Raw genomic sequence first — 16437 nt, forward strand, 5'->3', positions numbered from 1 at the left:
TATCCTCTGACAAAACAGATATTTTTCAGGAGAAGCAGAGTTGTCGTCCTCCGCACGCATGATGCATCTGGGTTTGTTCCTGCTCGGCACGGGCAGTCATGTCGCGGGCTGGCGATATCCCGGTGCCATAGACCGCTTTACGGATATCGAGGCGGTAAGAAAAACCTGTCAGCTCGCTGAAGCCGGAAAATTTGACTTCATTTTCATGGGCGACAACCTCCACGCCGACGTCACAACCCATCCGTCCTACGCGGCGCGCTTTGAACCGATGACGATGCTCGCCAATGTAGCGGCCGTCACAAGCCATATCGGTCTTGGCGCAACAATGTCCACGACCTACAGCGACCCGTTTACAGTGGCCCGTATGTTTGCATCGCTGGATTTCATCAGTGGCGGTCGCGCCGCATGGAATGCTGTCACAACCGCCAGTCCGGCGGCGTCCGCGAATTTCGGCACAACCCATCCCGCTCACAGCTCCCGCTACGAACGCGCGGAAGAATTTATAGACGTTGTCACAGGACTCTGGGACTGCTGGGAGAAAGACGCGCTTGTTGCCGACAGAAAAAGCGGAATTTATATCGATGAAGCAAAACTCCATCCGCTGAAACATAAAGGGAAGTTCTTCGATGTCGAAGGACCGCTGAATATTCCCCGCTCCCCGCAGGGCAGGCCGGTGATCACCCAGGCGGGCGGCTCCGCTCCCGGAAGAAAACTCGCCGCAAGGACGGCGGATGTCGTATTTTCAGTCGTCCAGGATATTGACGAGGCAAGATCAGCTTACACAACCGTCAAACAAGAAGTCGCTGAATTCGGACGCTCTCCGGATGACGTCACATTTCTGCCGGGCGTCATGCCGGTTGTTGGCCGGACGGACAGGGAAGCTTTTGAAATTCTCAGTGAACTGCAGGGCTATGTCGGCGAAAAGGACGCTCTTGGACTTCTCTCCGACCGGCTTGGGACCGATATGTCCGCTTATGATCTCGACGGACCGGTCCCCGATCTTCAGCAGGCCGATACCTATCACAGCTTCTCGTCAGTGATGCTCGCAAAGGCAAAACGCGAGAACATGACATTGCGCGATCTCTACAACCTTGTCGCCTCGGCGCGCGGACACTGGGTTCTCTGCGGATCTGCCGAAACAGTCGCAACGACATTGATCGAATGGTTCGAAACACGGGCGGCTGACGGATTCAATATCATGCCGCCCTATCTTTACGGTGGTCTGACATCGTTTATCGAAGGCGTCGTCCCCCGCCTTCAGGAACACGGCGTTTTCCGCTCTGATTATGCAGGCACGACGTTGCGTGAAAACCTGGGACTGCATGAAGGCTGATGCCCGGAACAGCAGTCTGATAACTTCACCGCCATAGATCACAATAAACTAATAAAAGTTTTTGGGTGCCGCCTTTTTTTCAAAAAGGCGGTGTCTTCCGAAGCTTTTTGAAAAAAAGCTTCACCAAAAACTTCTTTATGATCTTCGTCACTCCGGACAATGCACGGAGCGAAGGGTTAATCAGACGGACCGTGGACCCAGAAGGATAATGCAGGCGCCGAGAATATTGACAGCAGCCCCGAGCACATCCCAGTGGTCGGGACGGACGCCCTCAACAGCCCAGGCCCAGACGAGACTGGCAACGATATAGACGCCGCCATAAATGGCATATGCGCGCCCGGCATTATCGGCGGGGCTGTAGGTGAGCAGCCAGGCAAAGGTGACAAGAGAGAGGCACCCCGGAACAAGCCAGAGAGGCGTCCTGCCCATGCGGAGCCACGCCCAGAAGGAGAAGCATCCGGCAATTTCGGCAAAAGCCGCCGGGATGTAAACGGCTGCTGTCATCATGCTGTTTTATGATCCTGTCTGAATGCGGGACCGGGACTGACGCGGGGCTTTCCCGGCAGGAGAGAAACTCTGTCGATTCCCGTATGTCACAACGCCGGTGACGAAACCACCGGCGAGAGAGACAGGCCGGACGCCACAAAACCCGTCAGACCGCGAGCGCAGGGAACACCCTCGCCGCAAGCGCCAGGCAGAACCGTCACCGTCTCCGCGATGCCGCAGCCGCCCTCGCCGCAATGACCGAGAGGTGCCGCCGGCACAGCAGCACATCCATCGCCCCCGTCTGCTTGCACGACAGCTCAAACGCCTGCGTCCGCGATGCCAGCTCCGCCAGCGCGGGCAGAGACCAGAGCTGAAGCGCCCGCTCAAAACTCTGCTGCTTTTTAAAAAATACCGGCGGCCGCAGAGAGCGCATCGCGTCAGCACGGGACACGCCCTGCTCCACCGCCGCCTTCACCCGACGCAGCCTGCTGATATGCCCCAGCAGAACCCGCGCCACCGCCACAGGATTCGCCCCTTCCGACAAAGCCCGCTCCAGCGCCAGATCCGTGCCGGTCCGGTCGCCCTCCATGGCCAGAAACACCGAATCATCAATCGAGGCCGAGCCCGAATCCCCGATGCACACCCGGACATCATCCAGATCCAGTTCATGATCCGGACCGGCATACAGCGCCAGTTTCTCGATCTCGTTGCGAACCCCGGCCCGGTCCGCCCCCAGCTGAGACACCAGCCAGCCCAGCGCCTCGGCGGTAATCCCGACCTGCCGCTCCGCGAACATCCGGCGCACCGAAGCCTCCAGCGCCCGCCCTTCCTCCGGATAACACCCGACCGAAGCGGAATCCTTCCGCTCCTCCGCAAGCTTCCGCAGTTTACCCCGTGCCGGCAGAGGCCCCGCCTCGACAACGATCAGCGCCGACCCCGTCCCGTCCAGAACGCCGGATACCGGTCCGGCCAGAGTGTCAGTCCCTTCCCGAACCCAGACCACCCGCTGCCCGCCATCCAGCGACAGCGCCGTCGCCTCTTCCTCAAACCGGTCATGCGTCTCGCGCGTCAGCGTTGCAACCCGGAACGGATCGTCCAGAGACCCGGCGACCCGCCGCACCAGATCCGACGCATATTCCCGGATCAGCCCGCTGTCGTCCCCATGCAGCAGCACAAAGCGCCACGCCTCCGGCGCGTTCAGAACTTTGCCGACCGATCGTGTGTCGATCTTCACCATGACGCCGCCGGAGTCAGAACCATCCCGGAGTCAGTCCCTCCGTTTCCGCGCAGGGCAGAGCCACGTCTAATTATTCGTCGGGTCACTGTCCGGGTCCAGCCGCCCGGTGGCCATCGCGGGAAGCCCGTCCTCACCGGCCCGCTCGACCGGCTGTTCCTGACTGGAGTTCGGAATGCCGTTCGGGATCGGATAGTAGGTCGGCGCTCTTTTCCGGCTTTTCGTGGTCGGCGCCTTCGTTTCGAACCAGATCGCCACCTGTTGCGTCACCGTCTCCGCGAGCGTCTCCGCCACACGGGTCTGCAAGGTCTCGGTGTTCAGACTCTGAGCAAAATACTGCTCGAACGTCCCGTTCATTCCATCCATCGTCGTGGCATCACCCTCGGCAAGCAGCTTCGGATACCGGCCGACAGTGAACAGCCGCCAGTGAGCCCGGCCGACAACACGATTGCGGCCCGAGGTATTGTCGGCGTGGATATCGACCGCCTCGTTGCTCATCGAAGGACTGACATAAAGCGTATAGCCGTCAGGATCTTCCGGTCCCGCGCCCGCCATGTCCTGCTGCAGCGCCAGCCGCACAAGCTGCCCGTACCGATTGGGTATGCTCGCGACATAAATCCGCTTCAGCGTCTCGCTGACCCCGGCATGTTTCGCCGTATCTTCATAGAGCGGCCGAAACCCGCACCCTGTAACGCTGAGCGGCGCGATCAGCACGACCGCATACGCCACCTTCGTCAGAAGAGCCGGGAAATGGCCGCGAAACAGGTCCATCTTATTTCGCCACCACGAAGTTCACGATCCGGTTCGGCACATGGATGCGCTTGACGATCTTCTGCCCCTCCAGCAGCCGCGCCACATTCGGCTCAGCCTCGGCCCGCGCGATCACCGCCGCCGGATCTTCATCCGGCTCGGCCTCGATCGTGCCCCTCAGCTTGCCCATGATCTGCACTGCCAGACTGACCCGCGTCACCGCCAGAAGCGCGGGATCGGCCACAGGCCAGGCCCGCTCCGCCGCCAGCGCCCCGCCCGGCTCCAGCGCCGCCAGCAGCTCCTCGGCCAGGTGCGGCATCATCGGCGCAACCAGAAGCGCCAGCGTCCGCGCCGCCTCACGCCGCGCAAACGCCACCCCGGTCTCCTTCGCCGACCGCTCGGCCTCCGACAGCGCCGAGGTCAGCTCATGCAGCCGTGCCACAGCCACATTCACGGCAAAGCCTTCCAGCGCCTCCGTCACCGCCGCAATCGCACGATGCGTCGCCCGCCGCAGCGTGTCGCCGGCTTCAGAGATCTCTGCCGGCAGCACCGAATCCGCCGGGCAGTCAGCCACCACGCCCCGCACGATCCGGAACAGCCGCTGCACAAACCGGCCCGCGCCGCTGACACCGGCCTCGGTCCACTCCATGTCGCGCTCCGGCGGACTGTCGGACAGCACGAACCAGCGCGCCGTATCCGCTCCGAAACGGTCGATGATCGCCACCGGCGCCACCGTGTTCCGCTTCGATTTCGACATCTTCTCGACACGCCCGACCGCCACAGTCTCACCGGTTTCCCGATGCGTCGCCCCGGCCGAACTGCGCTCCACTTCTTCCGGATAGAGCCAGTTTCCGGCGCTGTCCTTATAGCTCTCGTGATTGACCATGCCCTGCGTGAAGAGACCCGCGAACGGCTCGCTCACGTCCAGATGGCCGGTCGCCTTCATCGCCCGCGTGAAGAACCTGGCATAGAGCAGATGCAGAATGGCGTGCTCGATGCCGCCGATATACTGGTCCACCGCCAGCCAGCCATCCGCCGCCGCCCGCACCGTCGGTGTCGCCGCATGCGGCGCCGTGAAGCGTGCGAAATACCAGGAGCTGTCGACAAACGTGTCGAACGTGTCCGTCTCCCGTGTCGCCGGCCGGCCGCATGACGGGCAGTTCACATGCTTCCAGGTCGGATGATGATCGAGCGGATTTCCCGGCCGGTCGAACGTCACATCCTCCGGCAGAACGACCGGGAGCTGATCGTCCGGCACCGGCACAGCGCCACAGCTCTCACAGTGAATGACCGGAATCGGACAGCCCCAGTACCGCTGACGCGACACGCCCCAGTCCCGCAGCCGCCAGTTGACGACACCACTGCCGACGCCCACCCCCTCAAGACGCGCGATCGCATTCTTCCGCGCCGACTCGCAGCTCTCGCCGTCGAGAAACCCGGAATTGATCATCGTCCCGTCGCCGGTCCACGCCTTATCGGCCACCACATAGCTGTCGGCATTCTCGCCCGGCGGCAGCACCACCGCTTTGATCGGAAGATGATACTTCCGGGCGAAATCCAGATCGCGCTGATCCCCGCACGGGCAGCCGAACAGAGCGCCCGTGCCGTAATCCATCAGCACGAAATTGGCGATCCATACCGGGAACGCCGCATCCGGCAGAAACGGATGCGCCACTTTCAGACCCGTATCGAAGCCGCGCTTCTCCGCCGTTTCCACAGCCTCCACGGAGGTTCCCAGACGGCGGCACTCCGCGATAAACTCAGCCGCCTCAGGATTGCCGGCCGCGACCTTCGCCGCAAGCGGATGATCCGGCGCAATAGCCAGGAAGGACATCCCGAACAGCGTATCCGGCCGCGTCGTGAACACCTCGACGGAATCGAGATTCTCATCGAATCCGGCAGGCGGCTGCGCCAGCGAGAATCGCAGTCGCGCGCCCTCGGAACGCCCGATCCAGCGCTCCTGCATCACCCGGACCCGCTCCGGCCAGCGGTCAAGCGTCTTCAGCCCGTCCAGCAGCTCCGGCGCGAATTTCGTAATCCGCAGAAACCACTGCGACAGCTTTTTCTTCTCGATCGGCGCACCGGAACGCCACCCCTTGCCGTCAACCACCTGCTCATTGGCCAGCACGGTCTGATCCACCGGGTCCCAGTTCACCCAGGATTCCCGACGATCAACCAGACCGGCCTTCAGGAAATCCAGAAACAGCTTCTGCTGCTTGCCGTAATAATCCGGCAGACAGGTCGCGATCTCACGAGCCCAGTTGAGCGAAAAGCCCAGACGCTGCAGCGTCTCCCGCATCGCCGCAATGTTGGCCAGCGTCCACTCTTTCGGATGCACGCCCCGCTCGCGGGCCGCATTCTCGGCAGGCAGCCCGAACGCGTCCCATCCCATCGGATGCAGCACCGAGAACCCGCGCGCCCGCTTGTAACGCGCGATCACATCCCCGAGCGCGTAGTTCCGCACATGCCCCATATGGAGCTGGCCGGAAGGGTAGGGAAACATCTCCAGAACGTAGTATTTCGGCTTTCCCGCAGGCGGAACATCGGGAACCGTAAAGACACCGGCCTTGTCCCACCGCTCCTGCCAGCGACGCTCCACGTTGCGGAAGTCATAATGAGTCAGAGCGTCATCGGCGGTCATGGTGTCTTAATCCAGAATACAGAAAATATGGCTCGCAGCGCTCCTCAGAAAGGAGCGGACGGAAGCCGGTCACACGGACGGGTCATCGCTGCAGAAAATTGCGGATGACCCGCCTGATCTCAGTTGTCCCGGTTTCCGTTATCGGCCCGAAGCTCACGCGCACGGGCGAGAATCTTGGTCGTGATGTCGGAGGCCATGTTCGCAGCCGGAGGAGTGTCGGTCCAGACACCATCCTGGTAGACCTGCCGGAACACGCTCACCCGAAGCGCGTCCGAACGCAGGCGGCGGTCCAGGATATAGGCTGTGATCTTGAAACGCTCGCCATGCGCGGCAGGCGGCGTATACCAGTCGGTCAGAAGGAAACCGCCAACGGCATCAGCCGATGCGATCGGCATGAACGACAACGTGTCGAGGGCTCCCCGCCACAGATAGGCGTTTACCCCGCCGGTCAGCTGATCATCACCGCCGGTCGCTCCGCGGTCTTCGCTGAGAAGATGATTGCGGGGGGCAGTCAGGTCGCTGGCCTTGTCGCCACCGGAACACGCGGTCAGTGTGAAAAGGGTCAGAAGTGCGGGAACTGCGGCCAGGCGTGCTGTCCGTCCGGAACGCGATGACGTCCGGCAAACGCGAGTGGTGGGCATGTGGTGCTGCGACTCCTGTAGCAAGACCCGCCAACCGGCCCCACCCTTATGTGAGAGCCTCCGGTATGAAGGCGTGGTGAAAGATGGTGAGACCATGACAGTCTGCGAGCCGCTTTCATATCCCGTTGCGCAGGCGGAGCCAAGCGGTGCCGGTCCTTCCTGAAGAAGATAACGCGTTTTAAGGGATGTCCGGCGTCGTTTCGGGAAGCCCGGCCTCACTCAGCAATCCGCTGAGAATCCGGCGCTGCCGTTCGGGAAAATGCCCGTACTGTTCCATCACCGCGGCCACCGGGAGCGACGGCGCCAGACGGGCAAGCTGCTCCCTTACATCCGCTCTTTCGCCTGAGGTATCCGCTGCCCCGTCGCGCTGAAGCTGCTGCAGGGCGGCAAGATTAAGCACAAGCATCGCCACCCGCGTCGGCGCTGTGCTCAGGGATGTTCTGGCCCGTCGTGCCGCCGCCGCCGCCTGGCCGGTAAGAAGTAACATGAGGACAAAGTCGACATCGAACAGATCCACCAGAGGATGCGTCGGGTGCGACTTCGCAAAAAGATCCAGCGCGCTACAGCCCGCTTCCGGGTCTCCGCTGATCAGGCTCGCATAGGCGCTGACCGTGGCAATGACACTGCCCGGCGGACTGGAAGCCCGCAGTTCAGAAAGCAGTGACAGCCCGTATTTCTGTTCGGCCGGATTGTTCAGGAGCAGCCGTGCGAGAAGCAGTCTGCTGGTGATGCTGTCAGGCATGACCTGCACCAGACGGCGCGTCAGCTCCGTCGCCACCTGAATGTCTTTCCGACAGGCGCCTGCGGTCCATTGTTCAAAAGATCTGACAAGCCGGAAGATTGCCGAGACAAGAAGAAGGAACGGCTGATCCTGTTCCCGTTGCAGGGCGCGCTGAAGCAGCATCTGCACCTGGGGATAAGCGGCAGGCTCATTCCGGCTGATCAGCGCGAAGGCCCGCAATGCCGCTTCCGCCGGCAGAAGATCTTCCGCCGGACGCCCAGCCATATTGCGGGCTTCCGTGATCGCAATCCGCCACGCAATCTCCGTCGTGAGCAAAGCGGCCGTATCATCAACGGTTTCAGGCGTAATATGAAAACGGTCACCCCAGATGATGACGTTTCCCCGCCGCCGGTCAGTGACCCGAACGGTCAGCCGGGCAGCGTTGCGATGAGACCCGGCTGAAGACGCGCCGGGCAGTGTCGTGTCACTCTGAAGTTTTGTTTCGACCAGATAGTCGGAAACCGGTGTATTTCTGGCCTGAGAAGACTTTCCGGCTTCCTGAGCGACGGTTTCAGGTGGAAAGACCGACAGAAATCCGAACTGAGCCAGCTCGGTCGTCAGAAAGTCGAATAATGTTTCTGTGTCACGGGGCCGGAGTGCCAGACCCGGACCGCCGGTGCCGTGCAGAAAACCAACGCTGGCGATATGGCCGTACAGAGAGCTGTGACGTTCGCTCTGCTCAGAAGCCAGATTTCCCGGCGGCCCGCTGACCGCCGCATCGGAAAAGGACGTGGCATCGTTACCGGGCGACGCACCCATTCCTTCGGATGCAGTTTTTCCACCCTTGTGCCGGACCCGAAGCTCGGAAATGACAGCCATCGTCGACGGTCCGGGCTCGGCCCCGAGAGTCTCCTGAAAGACGGCCAGGCACTGTTCCGCGGTGAACAGTCCCGCGCCGGTATCGTTTTTCCGCACAAACTCCCGAAGCTGAGCCTTCCAGGCGTTTTCATTGAGCCGGTCCAGACTGAGCAGACGCGCGGCCGCGGTCATTTTCTGTTCCGGCTCAGGAAGAGAGAGCAAGGCCTGTTCAAGAGTGGCGACAAGATGCTGCCGCAGTCTCTGCCGCTGTGCATGCAGCCATTCATCCAGCGCCGGATCGACCGCATCGAGATCGGCGAGCAGAACGGCGTCGGTTTCGGGAAGTTTAAGGATGCCGGACGCCGTTGCGTTCAGATAACGTTCAGCATCGACTGTCGTCAGTACCGGTTTCAGAGCGAGCGTATGCCGCTGGACATCGACAATGTCGGTCCCCAGAGGACTCAGCGCTTCCGCAAGGCGGTGAATTTCCTGCCTCAGCGAGGCCCGGGCCTGTTCGTCCGACCGCCGGCTCCAGAGAAGATTCGCGAGGGAACGCCGCGTTACAGCACGCCGGTCGGACAGCGCCAGAATGGCCAGAAGCCCTCTGGTTTTGGCGCCTGTCGGGGTAATGGAGGAGCCATCCAGCATATGAGCGGACATTGAACCGAGAAGTTCAATTCTCAGGATTGCCGCGTCCGATTTTCTCAGTCCTGGTTTGGCCAGCTCAAACAACCCATGTGCTCCTGCTCGAACCTGGTTGCCGGAGCCGGATGCGGCATGTGCATCCGGCGGGTCGGTTACCGGGCTTTCAGATTCCCGTCGCGAGAGTTCCGGATCAGAGACCACAACTCATTTGCCGGGAATATAGGGCAAAACAGTTTCATACGAGTGAAGATGCGTTTCGAAGTACAGGCAACATTCTCTCCGGACTGTGGAAGCTGACTCTCACTGCCTTCCGCCTGAATCAGACGGCTGTGTAACTCCAGGAAAGAAAGCGCAGTTTCCGGAGAAATTACGACATTATTATGTGGATCTGACAGAAAAATGCACTTTGACGATGTGTGAGCACGCTGTCTCATCAAAGGCATGGACGTAAAAAAGCGTTTATGTATTTCGCAAACAGGAGACAAAGCTGGACCCTGCCCTTTACCCGTTTAATTTAACAGACCGGGATCAAAGGGATTGTGTCCCTTTGCGGGGTTCGGGGCAAAGCCCTGAAAAGCCATTCCGTCTGTATTTGCAAAGTATACAAACGCTAAAAAAAAGGAGGGCATATGCCCTCCTTTTCAACGCGCGAACCGGTCAGACCTGAGACCGGCCGGCCCTGAATAAAGTTTCAGTCAGGCAACCTGAGCACCGGCTGCACCGGCATTTCTGACCAGATACGGCCCGGCGGCGAGAACTTCAATCTCGACCATTCTTGCGAACAGCCCGCCAGAAGCGGTCCCAAGTGACAGAAGGGCATTTCCCGCTGTCCAGCGGCCCGCGCCAGCCTCGCATGAATGCCAGCCATCGATCGCGGCATCGCTTTTATGCGCAGTCAGAACCTGACGCTCACGACCGTTCGTGACGGAGATATCGCCGACGAGAACACCAAGCGCACGCCGGTCATCACAGAAAGGCCCCGTGACCTCGGAAGGACGGCTCGCATGCGAAGCAATCCGAACGGTGTCGACACTGGCCGGAACCATGAAGCAGTACGTGTTGTCCACATGACGAACCGGACGGATCTCACGGCCACCTTCGGTCACAAGGCGAAGATCAGGCTCCGTGACCACCTGCGCTGCTGCCGTTGCCGGATCAGCCGCCAGCCCAAGCTCTTCCGCCCGGTCCGCAAGCCGCTTCCAGACCGGCTCGACCGTCTCCCGGTCCGTGGTCAGCGGAGCGGCCGCATCGTCCTGCCAGCTTCTGCCGCCAGCGATCGTGATGCCGCCGGCAAAATGAGGGCGCATCGAACGGATCACAGAGTTTTCAAACGTGCCGCGGTTGCCGGTATCGAGATAGCTTTCGCTGGACAGGCCCTCCGACACGATCACCGCATGCTCTTCAAGCTCGACATGGTAAAAGTCGTACGAGGTTATGGCGCGTTCGGTCACAATCGAACGACCATTCACAAGCATCCGGACCGGAATGAAACGGCCATCCACATAGATGCAGTGCTCGGATGTCACCAGAAGATCCCGATGCGGTGCGCCCGCGCCGAACGCATCCCTGCGGATACGGACAGGATAGGCATCCTCATCAAAACCAAGGCTCGCCACGTCGGCATGCGAACGGCCCAGCCAGAGGAGCGGACGGTAAGCCGTTTCGCCATCGACCAGAACCGCGATCTCGTCACCCTCGGAAAGAGTCTCGACCAGCTTCTCGCCGTCACGGGTCAGAATATGCGTTCCGGGAAGGAAGCAGCCGTCGATCTGGCAGGAGTTTTTGCCATCGACATAAAACTGGCAGCCTGTGTAACCCTTCGAAACGGTGACAGGGATGCCAATATAACCCGACTCATTTCCACCGGAAGGATTGCCGGGAGAAGGATTTGTATTGATCAGACCCGGGTTTGTAGCCGTGTCATGATAATAACGGATGATCAGAGTGGAGCTGGTCGTGTAAGTCCCCGCAATACCCATCGTATTGGCGTAACCGCTGGGGATATCCTGAGCGCAGATCCCGGCGCCGGTACCGAAATTGGTGATGGTCGCATTCTGCAGCGACGGATAGGTGTAGTAATCATTTCCACCCGCCGAAAGATCTTCTCCGGCCTGATTGGCTTCGTAGGACCATTTGCCAGTGGTGTTCTCAAGAACAAGCGTCGAACCCGTGCCCGCCATGTTGATCTGGCCAGCGACACTCGCGCCCGTCTTGATGTCGAGATGCGCGCCGTTGACGACAATCCCGCCCGTTGAGCCCGACGAATTGTACTCTGACGTGACAGCCGTGCCGATGGTTACGCCAGCCGGAATAACATAATATTCTCCGCTCTGCAGTGTAACCGTGCCGGCATTCGACTTCAGAACATACGGATCGGCTTCAGTGCCGCTGCCCGAGGAATAAATGGACGTCGACGTGGTCGAAGTCTTCGTCGAGGAGGCGGCCAGCGCGCTGCTGGTGTTCGTGCTGTCGAGCATATTGATTGGCCCTTAAGATCGTTACGACAAAATGCGCCGTTTGATTTTTTTTAACGTCTGGCCGTTTTTGCTGTCAATAAAATAAAACGTTAATTGTTTAGAATTCCAAAACAAAGGTTATATGTTGCCTTTGAGTAACATTCTCCACGGAACGTTCTGCTGACTGTCCATCCCTGTACTTTAACTGGCCGGATACAAAAATGCAGAATTTCCGGAGACTGACAGGCCCGCACGTCTTCAGAAATATACTGCGGCTCCGCGAGATTTATTCGCTGGAACGTTCGTCTGAAAAATATTAACAATCTCCTAAGACGAGGCGTCACGCTGTGACGTCGCGCTCACCTGTTATCCTACAGGCCCCAGGCCGAGAGGATGACGGTACCAAACATGTGGAGACAATAATCCGATGCGTGAACTGACGATGACGGAACTCGATGCGGTTTCCGGCGGCTGCAATGTCCAGCCGGGCAGCTGTTACAAGCCTTCATATCCCTGCGGCCCGTCGTATTCCTGTGGTCCGTCATATTCCTGCGGGACATCAGCGGCAATGATCGCGGCTTATGCCGGATATCTCGCCGGCGAATACAATGTCGCGGCGGATATTTTCAATCATGCCGGCTGCTCCACCATCAGCTCCGCGATGCAGAACGTCTGCACGGACGTGAAACTCGGTTACACGGCGGGTCTGAGCATGACCGTGGCGCAGGCCACATCCATGCTCAACGGGGTCGTCTCCGCGATCGGTTCCGCTGTTACGCTGAACAAATGCGGCGGTATTGCAACGATGCAGACAATCGAATTTCCCCCGGTCAGTGGTGGTGGCTTCGGTACATAATCAGACTGATACGTACCTCCGTTCAGACGGACGTTCTGTTCAGTAATTCTGCCGGTTCATTACTCTGCGGCTCTTCTGGTCCGTTGTCCGTGACAGCGTGCGGGAAGAGCCGTCTTTTTCTTTTCTTTATCTTTCTGTCGTGAGTTTGTAAGCGAAACGCTCCGTACCTGAGAGACTCCGTTCCGTATGTCGTCACTTTATCGCCAGGAAGCGCTTGACGCCCGTCGCCAGGCGTGGCTCGGGCAGGTGCAGGCGGCACAGTCGCTGTCCATCCGGATTATTTCCTGGGTAACGCTCGGACTGGTTTTTCTCACAATCCTCTATCTTCGTTTCGGCCTTTATACGCGTCGCGTGCATGCCACCGGCCTCATGCTGCCTCCGACAGGCCTGATCACCATCGATGCAAGCGCGGCAGGGATCGTCAGCCGGAGATTCGCCGAAGAGGGGATGGAGGTCCATAAGGGGCAGAAGCTTTTTGTCATCGACCTCGAAGCCCGGACACTCGTCGGCGCCACACAGGGACAGGTTCTCGCCCAGCTGCACAGGCAGCGCGAACTGTTCGAGCGGCAAAAGGAAATCAGGGTCGCCGACGCGCCTGTGGAAAAACAGGCCCTGGTGAATCAGATCCGGAATCTTCAGCAGCAGCACGTGCTCACCGGGCAGCAGCTGGTAAATGACGCCAAAGTGCTTCCGGTGGTTGAAGCCGCGGTGAAGCGGATGAGAGACGCGCAAAGCGCGCACCTCGTCACGGAGACGCAGTTTCAGAGCCAGCTCTATACCTATGCGCAGCTCCTCAGCAGCCATGCCCAGTTTCTTCAGAATTATACAGATACCGAAGGAAAGATTTCAGACAACACATCGAAACTGATGCGATATGACCGCCAGACGGCGCACGACATCAACGATCTCGACCGGCAGATCGCGCAGATCGATCAGCAGATCGACGAAAGTGAAAGTCACCGTGAAATCGTCATCGAAGCACCGGAAGACGGTATTCTGAGCGCCGTGCGCGGCAATCTGGGACAGCAGGTCAGCGCAGGCACCCCTCTCGTAACATTGCTGCCGACCGGACGCGCCCTTGATGCCGAGCTTTATGTGACAAGCGCCTCCATCGGCTTTGTCCGAGAGGGACAGCCGGTCCTCCTGCGCTACGCCGCCTTTCCTTATCAGCGCTTCGGCCTCGCCCGCGGGCGGATCACGGAGATCACGCGCGCACCCGTGACGGCGACGGAACCGGGTCAGACCGGGCAGCAGGGCGGAAATACGTCTTCAAAAGACCAGAAATCGACGTCAGGCTCCGATATGTACCGGATCAGGGTCAGGCCCGATCTGCCCTACGTGCTGGCTTACGGACAGAAAAAGCCGCTCCAGGCCGGAATGGAAGTCGAGGCGGACATCGCCATCGATTCACGGCGTCTCTATCAGTGGATATTCGATCCGGTGACCAGTATGCGTGACAGCGTCATGGCTGTCAGCGGCGGGCTTGTTGATAAATGAGCACGCCCTTTGAGTCTCTTCAGTTCGGCTTCGGCAAAAAAGTACCTGTCGTCCTTCAGGTGGAGGCCGCTGAATGCGGCATCGCCTGCCTTGCCATGGTCCTCGGCTTCTACGGTCACGAGATCGACCTCGCTACCCTGCGCCGCCGTTACTCGGTCTCGATCAAGGGCGTAACGCTCCGCAGCCTGGTGCAGGCCGCCGATACGCTCGGTTTCACCAGCCGCGCCGTCCGGCTGGAACTGGAAGATCTGCCAAAACTCCGGACACCGTGCATCCTGCACTGGGGAATGAATCACTTCGTCGTTCTGGTTTCGGCCAGAGGCGATCAGATCACGATCAATGACCCGGCAGTGGGCCGCCGGACGGTAACGTCCGATGAGGTGTCCCGTGAATTCACGGGCGTCGCGCTGGAACTGACACCCAACGAGACATTCGAACGCAGGGACGAACGCGAAACGATTCGTCTGCGCGATCTGTTCCGGCATGTGGCCGGTCTGCGCGGCGCCCTCATGGGGCTGTTCTTCCTGTCTCTCGGACTGGAAGTCATCGCACTTATTTCACCGATGGTCTCGCAGGTCGTGATTGATGAGGTGATCGTGACAGCGGATCACGATCTGCTGCTGACGATCACCTTCGGCCTGGCCATGCTCCTGCTGCTGCAGATGTTTCTCGGCTCCGTCCGGACCTGGGCCGTAACATTGTTCAGCACCCGGGTCGGTCTCGAATGGAGCACCAGCCTCTTCGACCATCTGACCCGTCTGCCGCTCGATTACTTCAGCAAACGTCATGTCGGGGACGTTCTGTCCCGTTTCGGCTCGCTCGGGTCCATCCAGCAGGCCCTGACGACCGATATGGTGCAGACCGTCATGGACGGGCTGATGGGCATCGGCATGGGAATCATGCTTTTCGTCTATGGCGGATGGCTGGGCCTGGTAGCCTGCGTCGCGCTGTTTCTGGATATTCTCCTGCGGCTGGTGACGTACCGGACCTATCGTGAAGCCTCGGAAGAGCAGATCGTCGTCAGCGCACGCCAGCAGAGCCATTTTATCGAGACGCTGCGCGGCATGGCGAGCGTCAAGCTTCTGGGCCTTAGGGAAAGACGCCGTACGACCTGGCTGAACATCGTCATCGACAGCATCAATATCAGGCTGAGACTCCAGCGCTTCGACCTGATCTACGGTCGTCTCGGTGACTTCATTTTCGGCGCGGATCGTCTGATCATGATGGTTCTGGGGGCGAGACAGGTGATGGACGGGTCCATGTCCGTCGGCATGCTCGTCGCGTTCCTGTCCTACAAAGACCAGTTTGCGGGGCGCGTCGGATCGCTTGTGAGCACGGGCTTTAAACTGAGGATGCTCAACATCCAGAGTGACCGCCTCGCGGACATCGTCATGACCGAGCCGGAGCCGGTCAGCCGGGCAGTGCCGACGCACCACCACGGCCCCGCGACTCTCACCTGCCGTGAGATGTCCGCGCGATACGCGGCACAGGAGCCATGGATTTTCCGGAATATCGATCTCGATATTCCGGCCGGGAAAAGCGTCGCGATCGTCGGACCCTCAGGATGCGGCAAGACGACGCTGCTCAAGGCGATGATGGGACTTCACCCTCTGGACGAGGGTCGTCTTTTCATCGACGAAGTCGACGTTTCGGTCCTGTCGCTGGAAGGCTACCGCGAGCGTATCGCCGGCGTCCTGCAGGATGACGGTCTTTTCTCCGGATCTGTCGCCGATAATATCAGCGGTTTCGCGGAACAGCCGGATCAGGACCTCATCACGCACTGCGCTGAAAAAGCCGCCATTCTCGATGACATCCGGCGTATGCCGATGGGGTTTGAAACCCTCGTAGGGGATATGGGCGGGGCGCTTTCCGGAGGGCAGAAGCAGCGTGTCATTCTCGCCCGCGCGCTCTACAAACAGCCCCAGATTCTGTTCCTCGACGAAGCCACCAGTCATCTCGACGAACACACTGAATCGATCGTGGCAGCCTCGCTGCGGGACATGAATATCACGCGCGTCATGGTGGCCCATCGGCCGGCGACGATTGCTCATGCCGACTATATTTATTCGTTCGAGCCCGGAGGCGTGCTTGTATTGCGCAAAAGCCCCCGGCCGGAGCCCCCGGTGACTCCGGCTCCGTCACCGGCTTCCGGTTACACAATGGCGGGACAGTTCGGATCATCCTGGAACATTTCCGGACCATAAATGCCGTTGCCGTCTCATCGGGTCCCAGAGCATGAAAAGCCGGCGTTCCGGCGGCCTCGTGACGAAACAATGGCGGAGGCATCGGACCGCTGACCGGAAGGAATGCGATAACGCC

Annotated in this window: 11 protein-coding genes; 4 read left to right on the forward strand and 7 right to left on the reverse strand. The window is 60.0% G+C overall.

Translation table 11 applies throughout. The features are described 5' to 3' along the window. Positions 1-40 precede the first annotated feature (40 nt). Positions 41-1333, forward strand: a complete 1293-nt coding sequence (locus GOB93_RS09890) for an LLM class flavin-dependent oxidoreductase (RefSeq protein WP_198912687.1) — start codon at positions 41-43, stop codon at positions 1331-1333. Between the two features lie 180 nt (positions 1334-1513). Here the strand turns inward: GOB93_RS09890 and GOB93_RS09895 are convergent, their stop codons facing one another. The 7 genes from GOB93_RS09895 to GOB93_RS09925 form a co-directional block, all read right to left on the reverse strand. Next, a complete protein-coding gene (locus tag GOB93_RS09895; RefSeq protein ID WP_173583345.1) occupies positions 1514-1840 on the reverse strand; it encodes a YnfA family protein in 327 nt (108 codons plus the stop codon). A 196-nt stretch (positions 1841-2036) separates the two neighbouring features. Next, a complete protein-coding gene (gene holA / locus GOB93_RS09900) occupies positions 2037-3053 on the reverse strand; it encodes a DNA polymerase III subunit delta (protein WP_173583399.1) in 1017 nt (338 codons plus the stop codon). A gap of 69 nt (positions 3054-3122) precedes the next feature. Further along, positions 3123-3824 (reverse strand): hypothetical protein, encoded by a 702-nt coding sequence (locus tag GOB93_RS09905; protein ID WP_173583346.1) that lies wholly within the window; start codon positions 3822-3824, stop codon positions 3123-3125. Position 3825: 1 nt separating this feature from the next. Beyond that, positions 3826-6444 carry a leucine--tRNA ligase gene (gene leuS / locus GOB93_RS09910; RefSeq protein ID WP_173583347.1) on the reverse strand — a complete coding sequence of 873 codons (2619 nt, stop codon included), beginning with the start codon at positions 6442-6444 and terminating at the stop codon, positions 3826-3828. A 119-nt stretch (positions 6445-6563) separates the two neighbouring features. Then, the gene (locus GOB93_RS09915) at positions 6564-7085 is read right to left on the reverse strand and encodes a DUF3576 domain-containing protein (RefSeq protein ID WP_173583400.1); all 522 of its coding nucleotides are present in this window, start codon (positions 7083-7085) and stop codon (positions 6564-6566) included. A 178-nt stretch (positions 7086-7263) separates the two neighbouring features. Continuing rightward, the gene (locus GOB93_RS09920; RefSeq protein ID WP_338422338.1) at positions 7264-9510 is read right to left on the reverse strand and encodes an AfsR/SARP family transcriptional regulator; all 2247 of its coding nucleotides are present in this window, start codon (positions 9508-9510) and stop codon (positions 7264-7266) included. Between the two features lie 494 nt (positions 9511-10004). After that, on the reverse strand, positions 10005-11786 hold the full coding sequence (locus GOB93_RS09925; protein WP_173583348.1) for a Hint domain-containing protein: 1782 nt from the start codon (positions 11784-11786) through the stop codon (positions 10005-10007). A 406-nt stretch (positions 11787-12192) separates the two neighbouring features. On the opposite strand from GOB93_RS09925, the gene GOB93_RS09930 reads away from it, so the two are divergent. The 3 genes from GOB93_RS09930 to GOB93_RS09940 all read left to right on the forward strand — a co-directional run bounded on the left by GOB93_RS09930 (position 12193) and on the right by GOB93_RS09940 (position 16322). Next, complete coding sequence (locus GOB93_RS09930) at positions 12193-12621, forward strand: hypothetical protein (protein WP_173583349.1); 429 nt, start codon at positions 12193-12195, stop codon at positions 12619-12621. A 186-nt stretch (positions 12622-12807) separates the two neighbouring features. After that, positions 12808-14118 (forward strand): HlyD family secretion protein, encoded by a 1311-nt coding sequence (locus GOB93_RS09935; protein WP_173583350.1) that lies wholly within the window; start codon positions 12808-12810, stop codon positions 14116-14118. Further along, positions 14115-16322, forward strand: a complete 2208-nt coding sequence (locus GOB93_RS09940; protein WP_173583351.1) for a peptidase domain-containing ABC transporter — start codon at positions 14115-14117, stop codon at positions 16320-16322. The genes GOB93_RS09935 and GOB93_RS09940 overlap by 4 nt, the downstream gene beginning before the upstream one ends. The last annotated feature ends 115 nt before the right edge of the window (positions 16323-16437 follow it).

Source organism: Acetobacter musti (assembly GCF_011516835.1).
Lineage (GTDB): Bacteria > Pseudomonadota > Alphaproteobacteria > Acetobacterales > Acetobacteraceae > Acetobacter > Acetobacter musti.

Coding starts and splice junctions, on each gene's coding strand:
- GOB93_RS09935 (WP_173583350.1), top strand. CDS start 12,808: ATGTCGTCACTTTATCGCCAGGAAGCGCTTGACGCCCGTCGCCAGGCG.
- GOB93_RS09915 (WP_173583400.1), bottom strand. CDS start 7,085: ATGCCCACCACTCGCGTTTGCCGGACGTCATCGCGTTCCGGACGGACA.
- GOB93_RS09895 (WP_173583345.1), bottom strand. CDS start 1,840: ATGATGACAGCAGCCGTTTACATCCCGGCGGCTTTTGCCGAAATTGCC.
- GOB93_RS09930 (WP_173583349.1), top strand. CDS start 12,193: ATGCGTGAACTGACGATGACGGAACTCGATGCGGTTTCCGGCGGCTGC.
- GOB93_RS09905 (WP_173583346.1), bottom strand. CDS start 3,824: ATGGACCTGTTTCGCGGCCATTTCCCGGCTCTTCTGACGAAGGTGGCG.
- leuS (WP_173583347.1), bottom strand. CDS start 6,444: ATGACCGCCGATGACGCTCTGACTCATTATGACTTCCGCAACGTGGAG.
- GOB93_RS09925 (WP_173583348.1), bottom strand. CDS start 11,786: ATGCTCGACAGCACGAACACCAGCAGCGCGCTGGCCGCCTCCTCGACG.
- GOB93_RS09940 (WP_173583351.1), top strand. CDS start 14,115: ATGAGCACGCCCTTTGAGTCTCTTCAGTTCGGCTTCGGCAAAAAAGTA.